This window comes from Azospirillum melinis (assembly GCF_013340935.1).
Lineage (GTDB): Bacteria > Pseudomonadota > Alphaproteobacteria > Azospirillales > Azospirillaceae > Azospirillum > Azospirillum melinis.
The window spans coordinates 199284-216186 of the sequence record NZ_WHOS01000002.1 but is presented as its reverse complement, the minus strand read 5'-3'; the positions used below and the strand labels follow the sequence as shown (position 1 = coordinate 216186).

General features: G+C 68.2%; 14 protein-coding genes. 10 read left to right on the top strand and 4 right to left on the bottom strand.

Annotation, left to right across the window (positions count from 1 at the left end):
- Positions 1–169: 169 nt before the first annotated feature.
- The 5 genes from GBZ48_RS02635 (at position 170) to GBZ48_RS02615 (ending at position 6867) form a co-directional block, all read left to right on the top strand.
- Positions 170–1573, top strand: coding sequence for an MFS transporter (locus GBZ48_RS02635; RefSeq protein ID WP_211105600.1), 1404 nt, complete (start codon positions 170–172; stop codon positions 1571–1573).
- A gap of 71 nt (positions 1574–1644) precedes the next feature.
- Entirely contained in the window at positions 1645–2733 is a 1089-nt protein-coding gene (locus GBZ48_RS02630; protein ID WP_174469582.1) for a mannonate dehydratase, read from the top strand.
- Positions 2734–2766: 33 nt separating this feature from the next.
- Positions 2767–4104 carry a glucarate dehydratase gene (gudD, locus tag GBZ48_RS02625; protein WP_174469581.1) on the top strand — a complete coding sequence of 446 codons (1338 nt, stop codon included), beginning with the start codon at positions 2767–2769 and terminating at the stop codon, positions 4102–4104.
- A 47-nt stretch (positions 4105–4151) separates the two neighbouring features.
- Positions 4152–5675: a galactarate dehydratase gene (gene garD, locus GBZ48_RS02620; protein WP_174469580.1), complete on the top strand. Its 1524-nt coding sequence runs from the start codon at positions 4152–4154 to the stop codon at positions 5673–5675.
- A gap of 91 nt (positions 5676–5766) precedes the next feature.
- On the top strand, positions 5767–6867 hold the full coding sequence (locus tag GBZ48_RS02615; RefSeq protein ID WP_174469579.1) for a lactonase family protein: 1101 nt from the start codon (positions 5767–5769) through the stop codon (positions 6865–6867).
- 21 nt (positions 6868–6888) lie between these two features.
- On the opposite strand, the gene GBZ48_RS02610 is transcribed toward GBZ48_RS02615, so the two are convergent.
- Both GBZ48_RS02610 and GBZ48_RS02605 read right to left on the bottom strand, forming a co-directional pair.
- Positions 6889–8583 carry a methyl-accepting chemotaxis protein gene (locus GBZ48_RS02610; protein ID WP_174469578.1) on the bottom strand — a complete coding sequence of 565 codons (1695 nt, stop codon included), beginning with the start codon at positions 8581–8583 and terminating at the stop codon, positions 6889–6891.
- A gap of 131 nt (positions 8584–8714) precedes the next feature.
- Positions 8715–9647: a LysR family transcriptional regulator gene (locus GBZ48_RS02605; RefSeq protein WP_174469577.1), complete on the bottom strand. Its 933-nt coding sequence runs from the start codon at positions 9645–9647 to the stop codon at positions 8715–8717.
- Between the two features lie 320 nt (positions 9648–9967).
- Here GBZ48_RS02605 and GBZ48_RS02600 point away from each other — a divergent pair, with 320 nt between their 5' ends.
- From GBZ48_RS02600 to GBZ48_RS02590, 3 genes are read left to right on the top strand one after another with little or no spacing between them, the layout of a single operon-like run.
- Positions 9968–11314 (top strand): CitMHS family transporter, encoded by a 1347-nt coding sequence (locus tag GBZ48_RS02600; protein WP_174469576.1) that lies wholly within the window; start codon positions 9968–9970, stop codon positions 11312–11314.
- Positions 11315–11350: 36 nt separating this feature from the next.
- On the top strand, positions 11351–12694 hold the full coding sequence (locus GBZ48_RS02595) for an acyclic terpene utilization AtuA family protein (RefSeq protein ID WP_174469575.1): 1344 nt from the start codon (positions 11351–11353) through the stop codon (positions 12692–12694).
- 1 nt (position 12695) lies between these two features.
- A complete protein-coding gene (locus tag GBZ48_RS02590; RefSeq protein ID WP_174469574.1) occupies positions 12696–13025 on the top strand; it encodes an AtuA-related protein in 330 nt (109 codons plus the stop codon).
- A gap of 13 nt (positions 13026–13038) precedes the next feature.
- On the opposite strand, the gene GBZ48_RS02585 is transcribed toward GBZ48_RS02590, so the two are convergent.
- Positions 13039–13929 carry an EamA family transporter gene (locus tag GBZ48_RS02585; protein ID WP_209798249.1) on the bottom strand — a complete coding sequence of 297 codons (891 nt, stop codon included), beginning with the start codon at positions 13927–13929 and terminating at the stop codon, positions 13039–13041.
- 119 nt (positions 13930–14048) lie between these two features.
- On the opposite strand from GBZ48_RS02585, the gene GBZ48_RS02580 reads away from it, so the two are divergent.
- Entirely contained in the window at positions 14049–14534 is a 486-nt protein-coding gene (locus tag GBZ48_RS02580; RefSeq protein ID WP_174469573.1) for an Lrp/AsnC family transcriptional regulator, read from the top strand.
- Positions 14535–14547: 13 nt separating this feature from the next.
- On the opposite strand, the gene GBZ48_RS02575 is transcribed toward GBZ48_RS02580, so the two are convergent.
- A complete protein-coding gene (locus GBZ48_RS02575; RefSeq protein ID WP_174469572.1) occupies positions 14548–15648 on the bottom strand; it encodes a hypothetical protein in 1101 nt (366 codons plus the stop codon).
- Between the two features lie 173 nt (positions 15649–15821).
- On the opposite strand from GBZ48_RS02575, the gene GBZ48_RS02570 reads away from it, so the two are divergent.
- The gene (locus tag GBZ48_RS02570; RefSeq protein WP_174469571.1) at positions 15822–16808 is read left to right on the top strand and encodes an aldo/keto reductase; all 987 of its coding nucleotides are present in this window, start codon (positions 15822–15824) and stop codon (positions 16806–16808) included.
- Positions 16809–16903: the final 95 nt, after the last annotated feature.

Below are 16903 nucleotides of genomic sequence, written 5' to 3'. Positions count from 1 at the left end.
AACGACGGCCAATCAAACCACGGCGAAACGCCAAAGCCGGACGGGCAGGCGCCGGGCTTCAGTTCCCGACGCCGGACACAAGGTGCAGCCAGAAAGCCGGATTCGCAGAGCGGGTCCGGCAACGGACTGCCGCGTCTGCCCGCCCTCATGGCTTGAGGGAGGAAATCTCATGACGATCGAGAGCACCGCCGCCACCACCCGTTCCGAACCCGGCGCCTATGCCGCGGCAGCCGCCGTAAATCAAAGCGCCGCCGGCCAGACCGCCAAGCGGACCAACGTCCGCTATCTCATCCTCGCGATGCTGTTCCTCGTCACGGTCATCAATTACGCCGACCGGGCGACCCTCTCCATCACCGGTCCGGTGATCTCGAAGGAGCTGGGAATCAGCGCCGCCGAGATGGGCTTCATCTTCTCCGCCTTCGGCTGGGCCTATGTGCTGGGCCAGCTGCCGGGCGGCTGGCTGCTCGACCGCTACGGGTCGAAGATCGTCTATGCGCTCAGCATCTTCATCTGGTCGGTCTTCACCCTGATGCAGGGCAGCATCGGCTTCCTGGCCGGAGGGACGGCGGTCGCCATGCTGTTCGCGCTGCGCTTCGCCGTCGGTCTGGCGGAGGCGCCGTCCTTCCCCGGCAACAGCCGCGTCGTCGCTGCGTGGTTCCCCGGCCAGGAACGGGCGACCGCGTCGGCCATCTTCAACTCCGCCCAGTATTTCGCGACCGTGATCTTTGCGCCGCTGATGGGCTGGCTGACCCATTCCTTCGGCTGGCACTGGGTGTTCGGTGTGATGGGCGGCCTCGGCATCGTCATGGCCAGCGTGTGGATGAAGACCGTCTACGCGCCGAAGGACCATCCCCGCATCAATCAGGCGGAGCTGGACCACATCGCGGCCGGCGGCGGCCTGATCAACATGGACGACGGCCAGAAGAAAGCGGCTTCGGCCGAGAGCGGAGCGAAGTGGGATTACATCCGCCAGCTCTTCGCCAGCCGCATGATGGTCGGCATCTTCCTCGGCCAGTTCTGCATCAACGCCATCACCTACTTCTTCATCACGTGGTTCCCGGTCTATCTGGTCCAGGCCCGCGGCATGTCGATCCTGAACGCCGGCTTCATCGCCTCGATCCCGGCGATCTGCGGCTTCGTCGGCGGCATCCTGGGCGGCGTGATGTCGGACGCCATGCTGCGCCGGGGCTATTCCCTGACCGCGGCGCGGAAGACGCCGATCGTGCTGGGCATGCTGATGTCGATGGCGATGATCGCCTGCAACTACACCGACCTTCAGTGGGTCGTGGTGTCGCTGATGGCGTTGGCCTTCTTCGGCAAGGGCATCGGCGCTCTCGGCTGGGCCGTGATGTCGGACTGCGCGCCAAAGGAGATCACCGGGCTCAGCGGCGGCGTGTTCAACATGTGCGGCAACCTGTCGTCGATCTCGACGCCGATCGTCATCGGCTACATCATCCAGAGCTCCGGCTCCTTCAACGGCGCCCTGGTCTTCGTCGGCGCCAACGCCCTGATCGCGGCGGTCAGCTATCTCGTCGTCGTCGGCGAGATCAAGCGGATGGAACTGAAGAAGTAACGACCGGCGGGGTGGGGTTCCCGCCCCCTGTCCAATTCCACGTCGAACGGTTCGGCAAAGGGTCTTCCCCCATGTATATCGGCGAACAGCTCATCAACCCCACCGACAAGCGCCTGCGCCTGTCCGCCCAGCTCGGCGCCCGGGGCATCGTCATCGACAGCCGGCCGAACGCGCCGGTGATGGCCGGCGACGACGTCGAGGCCGGGCTGTGGGACGGCCGCAAGGTCGCCGACCAGCGCAAGTGGGTGGAGGGCCATGGCCTGACGCTGGACTGTCTGGCGCTGGACGTCGGCTCCATCCTGCTCGACAGCCTGCGGGAGCCGGAGAAGGCGGCGGCCACCGCGGAGCGGCTGCGCCATAACATCCGCGCCGCCGCCGACGGCGGGGTCGACACGGTGAAATACACGGTCGCCATGGTCGGCATCACCCGCACCGGCGTGGTCGACGGCCGCGGCGGCATGAAGTGCAGCACTTTCCGCGCCGACGAGTACAAGGTGGAGAACGACGCCCGCTTCTCCTACTGGGGCACCGTGCTGCCGGAGGACGAGACGGGGACCAAGCCGTCGCCGCTGGCCGCCCGGGGGACCGCCGAGACCTGCGGGCAGGTGATGGCGAGCGAGGCCGGCGGCGTCAGCGAGGCCGACGGCTGGCGCGCCATCGAATATCTGGTCGAGGCCATCCTGCCGACCGCCGAGAAGGCCGGCGTCAAGCTGGCCTGCCACCCGCACGACCCGGCCTATCCGCCGGGGGGCCTGAACGGCGTCCACCATGTGCTGGGCTCGCTCGACGGGCTTCGCCGCTTCATCAACCTTGCGCCGGAGAGCAAGTCGCTCGGCTTCAACTTCTGCCAGGGCACCATCGCCGAGATGTCGCGCAATCCGACCGAGACGGTGCTGGAGGCGATCCGCGAGTTCGGCCCGCAGAATCGTATCTTCATGGTCCATTTCCGCAACATCAAGGGCGGCTATCTCGACTTCCGCGAGGCGATGCCGGACGAGGGGTCGGTCGACATGGCGGCCTGCATCCGCGCCTACCGCGAGGTCGGGTACCAGGGCATCCTCTGCCCCGACCATGTGCCCTTCTCCGAGGTCGATCCCGACCGCGAGCGCTTCTTCGCCTTCGCGCTCGGCTATACCCAGGCGCTGCTGCAAGCCGCCTGATCCGTCCTTTTCCCGCTTTCGAGACACCGCATCATGGCCACTCAGATGTCGTCGCCCAAAGTCACCGAAATGCTGGTCGTGCCGGTCGCCGGTCAGGACAGCATGCTGCTGAACCTGTCGGGCGCCCATGCGCCCCACTTCACCCGCAACGTGGTGATCCTGAAGGACAGCGCCGGCCATACCGGCGTCGGCGAGGTGCCGGGCGGCGAGCGGATCCGCCAGACGCTGGAGGATGCCCGCGCCCTGGTGGTCGGCCAGCCGGTCGGCGCCTGGAACGCCGTCCTCAACAGCGTGCGCCGTGGCTTCGCCGACCGCGATTCCGGCGGGCGCGGTTTGCAGACCTTCGATCTGCGCATCACCATCCATGCGGTGACGGCGCTGGAGGCTGCGCTGCTCGACCTGCTGGGCCAGTTCCTGGAGGTGCCGGTGGCGGCCTTGCTGGGAGAAGGCCAGCAGCGCGACGCGGTGGAGATGCTGGGTTACCTGTTCTATGTCGGCGACCGCAACAGGACCGATCTGGGCTACCGCGCCGAGCCGGACGCCGGGAATGACTGGTTCCGCCTGCGCAACGAGGTGGCGCTGACCCCCGACGCGGTGGTGCGGCTGGCCGAGGCCGTCCATGACCGCTACGGTTTCAACGACTTCAAGCTGAAGGGCGGCGTGCTGCGCGGCGAGGAGGAGATCGAGGCGGTGACGGCGCTGGCCAAGCGCTTCCCCCAGGCCCGCGTCACGCTCGATCCCAACGGCGCGTGGTCGCTGGAGGAGGCGATCCGGCTGTGCAAGGGGAAGGGCGACGTTCTGGCCTATGCCGAGGACCCCTGCGGCGCCGAGCAGGGCTTCTCCGGGCGCGAGGCGATGGCGGAGTTCCGCCGAGCCACCGGCCTGCCGACCGCCACCAACATGATCGCCACCGACTGGCGCCAGATGGGACACGCCATTCAGCTTCAGTCGGTCGACATCCCGCTGGCCGACCCGCATTTCTGGACCATGCAGGGCAGCGTCCGCGTCGCCCAGATGTGCCACGAGTGGGGGCTGACCTGGGGCTCGCACTCCAACAACCATTTCGACATCTCGCTGGCGATGTTCACCCATGTCGCCGCGGCGGCGCCGGGCCGGATCACCGCCATCGACACCCACTGGATCTGGCAGGACGGCCAGCGCCTGACGAAGGAGCCGTTCCGGATCGAGGGCGGTCTGGTCGCCGTGCCGCAGAAGCCGGGGCTGGGCGTCGAGATCGACATGGACGAGCTGGTGAAGGCGCACGACCTCTACAAGCGGCACGGGCTGGGCGCGCGCGACGACGCCACGGCGATGCAGTACCTGATCCCCGGCTGGACGTTCGACAACAAGCGGCCGTGCCTGGTGCGGTGAAGCTGCTCCGCAACGCCTCAAACCCGACCAAACAGTCAGGGCAAGCCATGACCCAGAAGCCTCTCTACATCCTGGTCCATCCCGAGGACAACGTCGCCATCGTGGTGAATTCCGGCGGGTTGCCGCCGGGGACGGAGTTCGAGTGCGGGCTGGTCCTGACCGACTTCGTGCCGCAGGGGCACAAGGTGGCGCTGGCCGATTTGGAAGAGGGCGGGGCGATCGTCCGCTACGGGCAGGTGATCGGCACCGCTGCCCGACCGGTCCGCCGCGGCGCCTGGATCGAGGAATCGCTGGTCCGCCTGCCGCAGGCGCCGGATCTGGACACGTTGCCGCTGGCGACCGCCGTGCCGCCCGACGCTCCGACGCTGGAGGGCTACACGTTCGAGGGCTACCGTAATCCCGACGGGACGGTCGGCACCAAGAATGTGCTTGGCATCAGCATCAGCGTGCAGTGCGTCGCCGGGGTGATGGATTTCGCCATCGAGCGGATCAAGAAGGAACTGCTGCCGAAATACCCCAACGTCGATGATGTTGTCGCCCTCAACCACACCTACGGCTGCGGCGTGGCGATCAACGCGCCGGGCGCGGCGGTGCCGATCCGCACCCTGCAGAACCTCGCCCGCAACCCCAACCTGGGCGGGGCGGTGATGGTGGTCGGGCTCGGCTGCGAGAAGCTCCAGCCGGAACGGCTGCTGCCGGCCGGGGTCGAGCCGAGCGTCGTCACCTTGCAGGACGAGCGTCACCAGGGGTTCGGCGACATGGTCGCCTCCATCCTGGAGATGGCCGACCGCCGGCTGGCCCAGCTCAACGAGCGGCGGCGCGAGACCTGCCCGGCGTCGGACCTCGTCGTCGGGCTGCAATGCGGCGGCAGCGACGCCTTTTCCGGCGTGACCGCCAACCCGGCGCTGGGCTATGCCGCCGACCTGCTGGTGCGGGCCGGGGCGACGGTCATGTTCTCCGAAGTGACGGAGGTGCGCGACGCCATCCATCTGCTGACGCCGCGCGCCGTCGACGAGGAGACCGGCCGGGCGCTGATCCGCGAGATGCGTTGGTATGACGATTATCTGGAGACCGGTTCGGCCGACCGCAGCGCCAACCCGACCCCCGGCAACAAGAAGGGCGGCCTCGCCAACGTGGTGGAGAAGGCGCTGGGCTCCATTGCCAAATCGGGCACCAGCCCGATTGCCGGCGTGCTGTCGCCGGGCGAGCGGGCGACGCGCAAGGGGCTGCTCTATGCCGCCACGCCGGCCAGCGACTTCATCTGCGGCACGCTGCAACTGGCGTCGGGCTGCAACATCGAGGTGTTCACCACGGGGCGCGGCACCCCCTACGGCCTGGCCATGGCGCCGGTGATCAAGGTGGCGACGCGGACCGAACTGGCCTCGCGCTGGCACGACCTGATCGACGTCGATGCCGGCCGCATCGCCACCGGGGAAGCCACCATCGAGGATGTGGGCTGGGAGCTGTTCCGCCTGATCCTGGAGGTGGCGAGCGGCCGCAAGCAGACCTGGGCCGACCATTGGGGGCTGCGCAACGCACTGACCCTGTTCAACCCGGCGCCGGTGACCTGACCGGCGGCCCAACCCCAAGCCCCCGCCGCGGAGATGACCGGAGCAACCGGCGCCCGCGGTGGGAGGATATATCCACACAAGGGAGGATACCATGGGACGCCGCACCGGCATTGCGCTGGCGATGCTGCTGACTTCCGCTGCCTTTGTCGCAGCCGTACCTGCGCAGGCCGACAGCTTTGCTTATGTGTCGAACGCCGCCAGCAACGACATCAGCGTCTTCCGGCTGGACGGCAACAGCGGTGCCATGACCCCGGTGGGGACGGTGCCCTTTGTCGGGGTGGACAAGCCCGGCTCCTCCACCCCCCTGGCGCTCAGCCCCGACCGGCGCTTCCTCTATGCCGGCGTGCGCTCGCAGCCCTATCAGGTTCAGATCTTCGCCATCGACGCGGCGACCGGCAAGCTGAACCATCTCGGCAGCGGCCCGCTGGCCGACAGCATGGCGAACATCGTCACCGACCGCAGCGGCAAGTACCTGTTCAGCGCGTCCTACGGCGGCGACAAAGTGGCGGTGAACCCGATCGGGCCGGACGGCAAGGTTGGACCGCCGCAGCAGGTGGTGGCGACCGGCAAGAATGCCCATTCCATCCAGCCGTCGCCCGACAACCGATTCGCCTTCGCCACCAACCTGGGATCCGACCGGCTGGTGCAGTTCCGCTTCGACGCGGCCACCGGAAGCCTGAGCGACAACGATCCGCCGTCGGTGGCGTTGCCGGCGAAATCCGGTCCGCGCCACATCGTCTTCCATCCCGACGGCCGTCACCTCTATCTGGTGGACGAGCTGGACGTCGCCGTCGCGGTGTTCGCCTACGACCCCGCGACCGGCAGGCTGACGGAGACGCAGCGCCTGCCGTCCCTGCCGGCCGATTTCAAGGGCGAGCCCTGGGCCGCCGACATCCACACGACGCCGGACGGCCGCTTCATCTACATCTCCGAACGGCGGACCAGCACCATCCGCTCCTTCCGGATCGACCCGGAAAGCGGCCAGCTGACCCCGCTTGCCAGCGTGGCGACGGAGGAGCAGCCGCGCGGTTTCAACATCGATCCGACCGGCCGGTTCCTGGCGGCGGTGGGCGAGAGGTCGGACGGCATGACCGTCTACCGCATCGACGGCGGCAGCGGCGCGCTGACCCCGCTCGCCCGCTATCCGGCCGGCAAGCAGCCGAACTGGGTGGAGTTCGTCGCCGTACCGTAAGACGCCGGCCTTGCGGGCCGGTCAGCCGGCCCGCACCTGCGCCAGGAAGCGGCCGACCTCGCCGCGCAGGCTTTCGGTCCGCATCGACAATTCCCGCACATTCTCCAGCACTTCGTAGGCGACCGTGCCGTTCCGCCCGGCGGCCTCGTTCACGCCGCCGATACTGGACGACACCTCATGGCTGCCCCGGGCCGCCTGCTGGATGTTGCGGCTGATCTCGCGGGTCGCGGCCCCCTGCTGCTCGACCGCCGAGGCGATGGAGGTGGCGACGTCGTTGACCCGGCCGATGACTTGCGCGACGCCCCGGATCTCGCGCACGGCCTGGGCGGTCTCGCCCTGGATGCCGGCGACCTGGGCGGCGATCTCCTCGGTGGCCTGGGCGGTCTGGTTGGCGAGCGCCTTGACCTCGGTCGCCACCACGGCGAAGCCGCGCCCCGCCTCGCCGGCACGGGCCGCCTCGATGGTGGCGTTGAGCGCCAGCAGGTTGGTCTGGCTGGCGATGGAGTTGATCAGACCGACCACAGCGCCGATCCGCTCCACCGCGCCGGTCAGCCCCTCGACCTTGCCGTTGGCCCGCTCGGCGCTCTCGACCGCCTCGCGGGCGATCTCAGCCGACGAGCCGACCTGCCGGCTGATCTCGTTGATCGAGCTGGTCAGCTCCTCCGTCGCCGCGGCGACGGTCTGGACGTTGGCGGAGGTCTGTTCGGTCGCCGCGGTGACGGAGCCGGCCAGCCTGCCGGTCTCGTCGGCGGCGCGCGTCATGTCCTGGGCGCGCCGTTCGATGGCGTCCGCCTCGCCGGCGACGTCGTGGATCAGGTTGCCGACGGTCTGTTCGAAATGGCTGGCGAGCGTCGTCATCGCCTCCCGCTTCTCGGCCGCGGCGCGATCCGCCTGCTCAACCTGGCTGGCTTCCAGGCTTGCCTTGGCCTGGGCATTCTCCTTGAACACCTGAAGCGCCTGCGCCATGCCGCCGATCTCGTTGCGCCGCGCCGCCTCCGGGAAGGTAACGCCCAGGTCGCCGGCGGCGAGCGCCGTCATCTTGTCGCGCAGCCGGTGCAGCGAGCGCACGATGTCGCGGTTGACCAGGAAGGCGATCAGCACCAGCGCGGCGATCAGCGCGGCGGTGGCGGCGCCCGTCCTGGTCAGGAATTCGTGGTAGGCGGCGTCGATGTCGTCGGTGTAGACGCCGGAACCGACGATCAGGCCGAGCGGCTGGTAGCGCTGCACGTAGTTGGTCTTCAGCAGCGGGACGTCGGACCCCAGCTTCGGCCAGACATAATGGATGATGGCGTTGTCCTGCCGGCGCAGCGTGTCGACGATCTCGCGGACGAAATACTTGCCGGCCTTGTCCTGGAGCCCCATGCGGTCGGTGCCGACCGCCTTGTGGTTGGAGGGGTTGGCGACGGCGATGCCGTTGAGATCGTAGGCGAACAGATAGTCGGCGCCGTCATGGTAGGACATCGCATGCACCGCGTTGCGGAAGCGCGCCAGCGCCTGCTCGCGCGGCAGGGTTCCCGCCTCGACCTCGGCATTCAGCCCCTTCGCCATGCCCACCGCCATCTCCACCGCCGAGCGGATGGTATCGATGCGGTCGTCGATCATGCGCTGGTGGGCGAAGCTGCTGCTGATGGCGATCACCACGGCCGGAGCCAGGATGGACAGGGCGACCAGTGCGGTCAGCTTCGCCCGGATCGTCAGATTTTCCAGGAGTCTCATGGGTGCCTTCATGTCGCGCGCGTCAGGGGGCGGCAACTGATATACTACGAAAGAGAAGGGTGGGTGAAATCGGATTGGCTGATTTCAGTAATATACTGACGCTATCCAGTTAAAAAATTATTCCAGCCACGTTACCGCTTCGCGGCGGCCTCCATGTTGGAGAAGTGGGCGAGCGTCGGGCCGGCGACCTCGCGCAGCAGGGCGGCGAAGCGCTCCGCCGCCGGCGACAGGGAGCGGCCGGTCTTGCGGATGAAGCCGATCCGGCGCACCAGCCCGGCGGTGCGGATCGGCTCCACCACGATGCCCTCGCAGGAGGCGGCGTCGACAGCGGATTCCGGCAGGACCGAGACGCCGAGCCCGGCCCGCACCATGCCGACCGCCGTCGACATGTAGTTCGCCTCGCAGGACAGGCTGATCTCCAGCCCTTCCTTCTCCAGCGCCCGCTCGACCAGCGACCGCACGCTGGTGCCGCGCGCCGTCAGGATCATCGGGAAGGCGACGATGTCCTTCAGCAGCAGCGGGCGCCGGCCGTTCAGCGGGTGGTCGGCGGGGAAGAAGGCGCACATGCGGTCGCAGAGGAAATCGATCACCTCGACGTCGCGGTCGGGGCCGACCCGGCTGCCGATGCCGAAATCGACCTCCTCCGCCTTGACCAGCTGGATGATCCGCTCGGCGACGACGTCGCTGACCCGGACGTCGATGTTGGGGTGGTCGGCGGCGAAGCGGCGGATGGCGATGGGCAGCAGCCCGGCGGCGACCGACGGCAGGGTGGCGACCGACACCGAGCCGCGCCGCAGCCCGGCCAGATCGTGGCTGACGCTCATCACCGCATCCAGTTCGGCCAGCACCCGCTGCAAGGCCGGCAGCAGGTCGCGGCCGGCCTGGGTCAGCACGACATGGCGTTTGTTGCGGTCGAACAGGCGCACGCCCAGGCTCTCTTCGAGCTGGCGGATCTGCACGGTCAGCGCCGGCTGCGACAGGTTGACCTCCGCCGCAGCCTTCGTGAAGCTGCCGAGACGGGCCACAGCGACGAAGGCCTTGATATGTCTCACTCCCTGGAGCATGGCGTGCCTCTTATAGAAAAATCAAATTACCGTGATACAACAAATTCATTTCTCTAATCTGATTGTGGGTTCGTACAGTGTCAATCGCGGACGCCGGTCCTGCATGGTGCGGCAAAAGGACTGATCTATAAAAGTCCCGCTGCCAGTCCCTCTGCCGGCTGCCTTCGCAAAAGATGAAGTTTTATCGAAATCCGTTCATGCGGCGTTACTCGGGGATCGAAGCCGGTCGCCCGCAGGACCCGCCGTGATCCTTCGCGCCGAGCGAAGGGGTCGCGCAACAGACGGAAAACAACAATAACAACGGCCATAGAGGAGGTCCCATGCTTGCGTTACTCGGCCTGGCCACCATCGTCGTTCTGCTGGTAGCCATCATGACCAACAGGATGTCGCCCCTCGTCGCGCTGATCGCCGTGCCGATCGTCGCCGCGCTGGCCGGCGGCTTCGGTCTTGAAACCAGCAAGTTCATCATCGCCGGCATCCGCTCCATCGCGCCGACCGCCGGCATGTTCGTCTTCGCCATCATCTTCTTCGGCGTCGTCACCGACGCCGGCATGATGGACCCGATCATCGACCGCATCCTGCGGGTGGTCGGCACCAGGCCGGCGCGCATCACCGTCGGCACCACGCTGCTGGCCCTGCTGATCCATCTCGACGGGTCGGGCGCCGTCTGCTTCCTCATCACCATTCCGGCGATGCTGCCGCTCTACGACCGGCTGGGCATGGACAAGCGCATCCTGGCGCTGTGCGTGTCGATGGCGGCGGGCGTCAATTTCCTGCCCTGGACCGGGCCGATGATCCGCTCCGCCGCCGCGCTGAAGGTGCCGGTGACCGACATCTTCAACCCGCTGATCGCAGTGCAGGGCGTCGGGCTGCTGTTCATCTTCACCGTCGCCTTCCTGCTCGGCAAGCGTGAGGAGCGGCGTCTCGGCCTGTCCTCCCGGCCGCTCGCGGCCGGAGAGGCGCGGTCGGTCGGCGCCATGGGGGTGGATGCCGCCCCGGTCGGGCCGGCGCCGCGCGTGCTGACGCCGGAGCAGATCAGGATCCGCCGTCCCAAGCTGTTCTGGGTCAATCTGGTCCTCACCGCCGTCATCATGGCCGTGATGATCGAGGGAGCGGTCGATCCGGTGGTGATGTTCATGGTCGGCACCGTGCTGGCGCTGATGATCAACTATCCCGACGTCAAGATGCAGAAGGACCGCGTCGACGCCCACGCCAAGGCGGCGCTGATGATGGCGAGCATCCTGCTGGCGGCCGGCGTCTTCACCGGCATCATGACCGGCACCAAGATGCTGACCGCCATGGCGCAGTCCGCCGTTGCCTTCGTCCCGCCGGAGATGGCGCAGCATGTTCCCTTCGCGCTCGGCATCCTGTCGATGCCGCTCAGCCTGCTGTTCGACCCGGACTCCTATTATTTCGGCATGATGCCGGTGATCGCCGAAGTTTATAAGACGCTGGGCGGCGACCCGATCCAGATCGCCCAGGCCTCCGTTCTCGGCCAGATGACGGTCGGCTTCCCGGTCAGCCCGCTCACCCCCGCCACCTTCCTGGTCGTCGGCCTGTGCGGCATCGGGCTGGGCGAGCACCAGAAATTCTCGATCCCCTATCTGTTCGCCGCCTCGGTCGTCATGACCGTCGCCGCGGCGATCCTCGGGGTCATCCCCTTCTGACGCGGCGGAAAACCGGCCGCACACAGGAGTACCATCATGAAGACCATCCGCATCGGATCGGGCGCCGGCTATTCGGGCGACCGCATCGAGCCGGCCGTTGAACTGGCCGAGAAGGGTCACATCCAGTATCTCGTCTTCGAATGCCTGGCGGAGCGCACCATCGCCATCGCCCAGGGCGCCAAGCTGAAGGATCCGACGCAGGGCTACGATCCCCTGCTGGCGGAGCGCATGCTGGCGGTGCTGCGGCCCTGCCATGAGAAGGGCATCCGCATCGTCACCAACATGGGGGCGGCCAACCCGGTCGCCGCCGCCGCAAAGACGCGGGACATCGCCCGGTCGCTCGGCCTGGGGGGGCTGAAGATCGCCGCGGTGTCCGGCGACGACGTGCTGGAGACGCTGAAATCCGGCGACCACCGGATCGAGGAAACCGGTGCGCCGGTCTCCTCGATGGCCGGCAGTCTTGTCTCCGCCAACGCCTATCTCGGCGCCGCCCCCATCGTCGCGGCGCTGAAGGCCGGGGCCGACATCGTCATCACCGGCCGCGTCGCCGACCCGGCCCTCTTCCTCGCCCCGCAGATCTTCGAGTTCGGCTGGTCGATGGAGGATTGGGACCGCCTCGGCAAGGGCACGGTGGTCGGACATCTGCTGGAATGCGCCGGCCAGATCACCGGCGGCTATTTCGCCGATCCCGGCGTGAAGGACGTCGCCGCCCTGGCCCGGCTCGGCTTCCCCATCGCCGAGGTGGCGGAGGACGGCAGCGCCGTCATCACCAAAGTGGCGGGATCCGGCGGCGCGGTGACCACCGCCACCTGCAAGGAGCAGCTGCTCTACGAGATCCACGATCCGGCCGCCTACTACACGCCCGACGTGGTGGCTGATTTCTCGCAGGTGCGATTCACCCAGGAGGGGCCGGACCGGGTGCGGGTGGCCGGCGCCAGCGGGCGCCCGCGGCCGGCCACGCTGAAGGTCTCGGTCGGCTACCTCGACAGCTTCATCGGCGAGGGGCAGATGTCCTACGCCGGTCCCGGCGCGCTGGCACGTGGCCGGCTGGCGCTGGAGATCGTGCGCGAGCGTCTGGCGCTGACCGGCGTCGAGGCGACCGAACTGCGCTTCGACCTGATCGGCGTCGATTCCATCCACGGCAGCGCGCTGTCCACCGCGGGTGGACAGGAGCCCTACGAGGTGCGCGTGCGGGTGGTCGGCCGGACCGGCAGCCTGAAGGAGGCGCAGCGCATCGGCAACGAGGTCGAGACGCTCTACACCAACGGCCCGGCCAGCGGCGGCGGCGCCACCAAGTCGGCCAAGGACGTGGTAGCGATGCTGTCGGCCCTGCTGCCCCGCGAGCTGGCAAAGCCCGTCATCGAGTTTATGGAGGCCTGACATGAAACTCCGCGACATCGCCCATTCCCGCACCGGCGACAAGGGCGACATCTCCAACATCTCCGTCATCGCCTTCGACGAGGCGGACTATCCGCTGATCGAGGCCCATGTCACCGCCGACCGCGTGAAGGAGCTGTTCCACGAGGTCGTCCACGGCGAGGTGGTGCGCTACACGATCCCCAGCGTCGGCGCGCTGAACTTCGTGATGCGGCAGGCGCTCGGCGGCGGGGTGACCCGCTCGCTGGCGCTCGACGCTCATGGCAAGTGCCTGGCGTCGGCGCTGCTCGACCTCGAGATTCCCGACATCGCCCGGCCCATCCAGGCAGCGTGACGGGAGAAGCGCGTTACTCCCGGCCACGCCGGGCTTTGCCCAGCGCGCTGCCGGCCGACGCGAACATGATGCAGGCGATGGCGGCCCATTGCAGCGCGCTCAGCCGCTCGCCCAGCATCAGGAAGCCGATCAGCGCCGCCACGGCGGGGGAGGCGCTGACGGCGAGGCCGAACACATGGCTCGGCAGGCGGCGGAGCGCCATCATCTCCAGCAGATAGGGCACCATGCTCGACAGCACCGCCACCGCGAGACCTGTGAAGAGCACCGCCGGAACCAGCAGCCCGGCGCCGGCATGGGAAATTCCCAGCGGAACAGTGAAACTGGCCGCCACCAGCATGCCCCAGGCCACCGCCTGTCCGCCCGGCAGGGACGAGGCGCGCTTGCCGAACACGATATAGAGCGCCCAGCAGAAGGCCGCCGCCGCTGCATAGGCGACGCCCACCGGGTTCAGCGTGCCGGATGCTTCCCGCAGCGGCAGCAGAAGGACAAGCCCGGCGGCGGCGCAGGCGATCCACAGGAAATCCTTCAGCCGGCGCGATCCGAGCAGCGCCACCGCCAGGGGGCCTGTTACCTCGATGGCGATGGCGATGCCGATGGGGATCAGCTCCATCGCGCGGTAGATCGACAGGTTCATCGCCCCCAGCGTGGCGCCATAGACCAGCAGGTTGCGCAGATCCCCGCGTCCCGGCAGGCTGCGCCACGGGCGCAGGATCGCCATCAGCATCAGCGCCGACAGCCCCACCCGCAAACCGGTCACGCCCTCTGCCCCGACCAGCGGGAACAGCGATTTCGCCGACGCCGCCCCGACATATTGCGACAGCAGCGAGGCAAGCAGGAGCAGCAGCGGCAGCGCCGCCGGTTCGGGCCGGGTGGCGGAGATGGATTCTATGGAGGCGTTCGCCACGCGCGGGCTCCCGGCAGAAGGTTCGGCGGAAGAGGTCTAGCAAAAAGATACTGTGACGATGGGGCAGAGGGCGCTTAAGTTTGGGGCTTCCGACGCACCGTTCTTTCGCCGTAGCCGCCATGCGCTCAACAATCGCTCGCCCACCGGATCAGCTCGATGACCAGGATCGCGCGATCCTGCGCATCCTGCAGTTGGACAACAAGACCTCCCAGCGCGAGATCGGCGAGGCGGTGCATCTCTCCGCCCCGGCCGTACAGCGCCGCATCGCACGGATGGAGGCGGCCGGCATCATCCGCCGCAACGTGGCGGTGGTCGATCCAGTGGCGGCCGGGCAGGAGGTGACGGTGGTGGTGGAGGTCCAGACAATCAACGACCGTTCCCCGACCATCGCCGCCGCCAAGCGCCTGTTCCGGGAGGCGCCGGAGGTTCAGCAATGCTATTTCGTCACCGGGAAGGCGAGCTTCGTCCTGATCCTGCTGGTCCCGGACATGGCGAGTTACGAGGTGCTGTCGCGCCGCCTGTTCGCCGACAACGAGCTGGTGCAGTCCTTCCAGACGATGGTCGTACTCGACCCGGTGAAGGTGACGCTGGAGGTCGATCTGTAGGACGGAGCCGCCATCAGTCCGGCCATTCCTCGTATCCCCAATCCTCGGCATCCGGGTCGGCGGTCCCCAGCGGCGCCACGGTGGCGCCGGCGTCGAGCGCTGCCGCCAGCCAGGGTTCGACGCTGGTGACCGGGGACAGGCGGCACCAGCGCCGCCGCCGGCCATCCCACCGGCAATGGCCCTGCCGCTTCATCTCCTCCCGCAATTCCCAGGACGGGATGGCTGGAAAGCGCAGTTCCAGGCCGCGGTCGCTCTGCACGATCTCCACGCGTTGTCCGTCGGCGGTGGTGTGGGTCAGCCCGTCCTCCAACACCTTGCGCAGGGCGGCGGCGCGATCCTCGCGGACGCGCGCCTCCGCTTCCCGTTGCCGGCGGCGTTCGGCCATGGCTTCGGCGATCCAGTCCGGCGGCTCCTCCAGCACGCGGTAACCGGCGCCACCGCGCGGGCCGGGCGCCTCTTCCAGCAGCCCGTCGCGCAGAAGGTCGGAAAGCAGCGACTTCAGCCGGTCGCGGTCGGCCGGGATGCCGGGCAGGCGGTTCGCCGCGGCATCGGCGACGGTGAAGCGTTTGCCGGCTCCCCAGCCCTCATGGATCGCGGCTGCCAGGGCGTGCAACTCGGCGACCCGGCTTCGCTGGTCGGTCAGGTGGCCGGCGACGATGGGGTTCGGCGGCAGGTCGGCCCGTCCGGTCAGGCCGCAGGTCCGGCACTGCCAGGCGCCGGGATCGGACAGCAGCAGTTGAGGTGCGCAGCGGCGCTTGCGGCAATGCTCCTCGCTGCCCGGTTCCGGCAGGCCGCGCCCGCTGTCCAGCAGGGCGCAGATGGCGTCGAGCGGCGTATCGGCGACATCCCGCAGCCGATCCAGCACGTTGGCGGGCAGCCAGACCTCAGCACCTCCGCTCTCGTCCGCGACGGCGAAGCGGCATTTCAGCGCACGGCGTCTTGCGGGCGTCAGCAGGGCCAGCGCCCGCTCGGCGGTGTAGCTCTCGTCGAAGGTGTCGGCGAGCAAGTCCGCCAGATCGCCGAGCGTTGCCGGGGGCGCCAGCGCGTCTTCGTCCCCGGCGGCAAGGATTCGACGGGCCTCGCCAAGGATTTCCGTGTTTTCGTCCGCCCCCATCGCCATCTACGTCCCGATCCCCGTCCATTCCGCGTAGCAAGCTGGGCATGCCGGAAATGCTAATCAAGCGCCGGCTGGACAGTCGGCAGAGGTCGCCTGGATCCGGAACGGCCCCTTGAGGCGCGATGTTGATCGGGTGCATCGAACGGTGCCAGAGACGGAAAGGCTTTCCAATGTCAGACAGCACGCATTTCGCCCCGCCCGGCCCGCTCGGCTTCGGCGGAGCGCCCCTGGGCAACATGTTCGAGGAGGTGACCGACGAGACGGCAGCGGCAACCCTCGACGCCGCCTGGGACGCAGGCATCCGCTATTTCGATACGGCCCCCGAATATGGTCCCGGCATTTCCGAACACCGGTTCGGCCATGTCCTGCGCAGCCGTCCGCGCGACGAGTTCGTTCTGTCGACCAAGGTCGGTCGGCTGCTGCGCGCCGATGCCAGCAAGGGTGGTCAGCATGGCCCCTTCGTGAAGGGCCTGCCGTTCCGCGTCGATTACGATTACACCGCCGACGGCGTGCGCCGCTCCATCGAGGACAGCCTGCAAAGGTTGGGCATGGCGCGCATCGACATCGCCTATATCCACGACTGCGCCGAGGACGCCCATGGCGACCGCTGGCTGGAGGTGTTCGACACCGCGATGAAGGGTGCGGCCGTCGCCTTGACGCAGTTGCGCGAGGAGGGGGTGATCCGCGGCTGGGGTCTTGGCGTCAACCGGGTAGAACCCTGTGTGATGGCGCTGGAGCGGGCGGATCCCGACGTCTTCCTGCTGGCCGGACGCTACAGCCTGCTGAACCAGCCGGCACTGGACAAGCTTTTTCCCCGCTGTGCCGAGCGCGGCGTCCATGTGGTGGTCGGCGGCCCCTACAACTCCGGCATCATCGCCGGGGGCAAGAATTTCGAATATCAGGAAGCGTCCCCCGACAAGGTGGCGGCGCGCGACCGGCTGGCGGAGATCGCCAGGCGTCATGGTGTCGACCTGCGCGCGGCGGCCCTGCAATTCTGCGCCGCCCATCCGGTCGTCGCCTCGGTCATACCCGGCACCAAGAACCCGGCGCGCGTGCAAGAGAATGTGACGTTGATGGGCCAGCCGATCCCAGCCGACTTCTGGCGGGAGCTGAAGTCTTCCGGCGTCCTGCCGGAACAGGCGCCGACCCCGGCCTGAGCAAGTTCCGGTTCAGGCACTCTGGCGGCGGTGCCGGCGTCTCAGCGCCGCGCCGCCGCCACGGCAAACCGCCCCACCGCGCTCTTCAGGCAGAA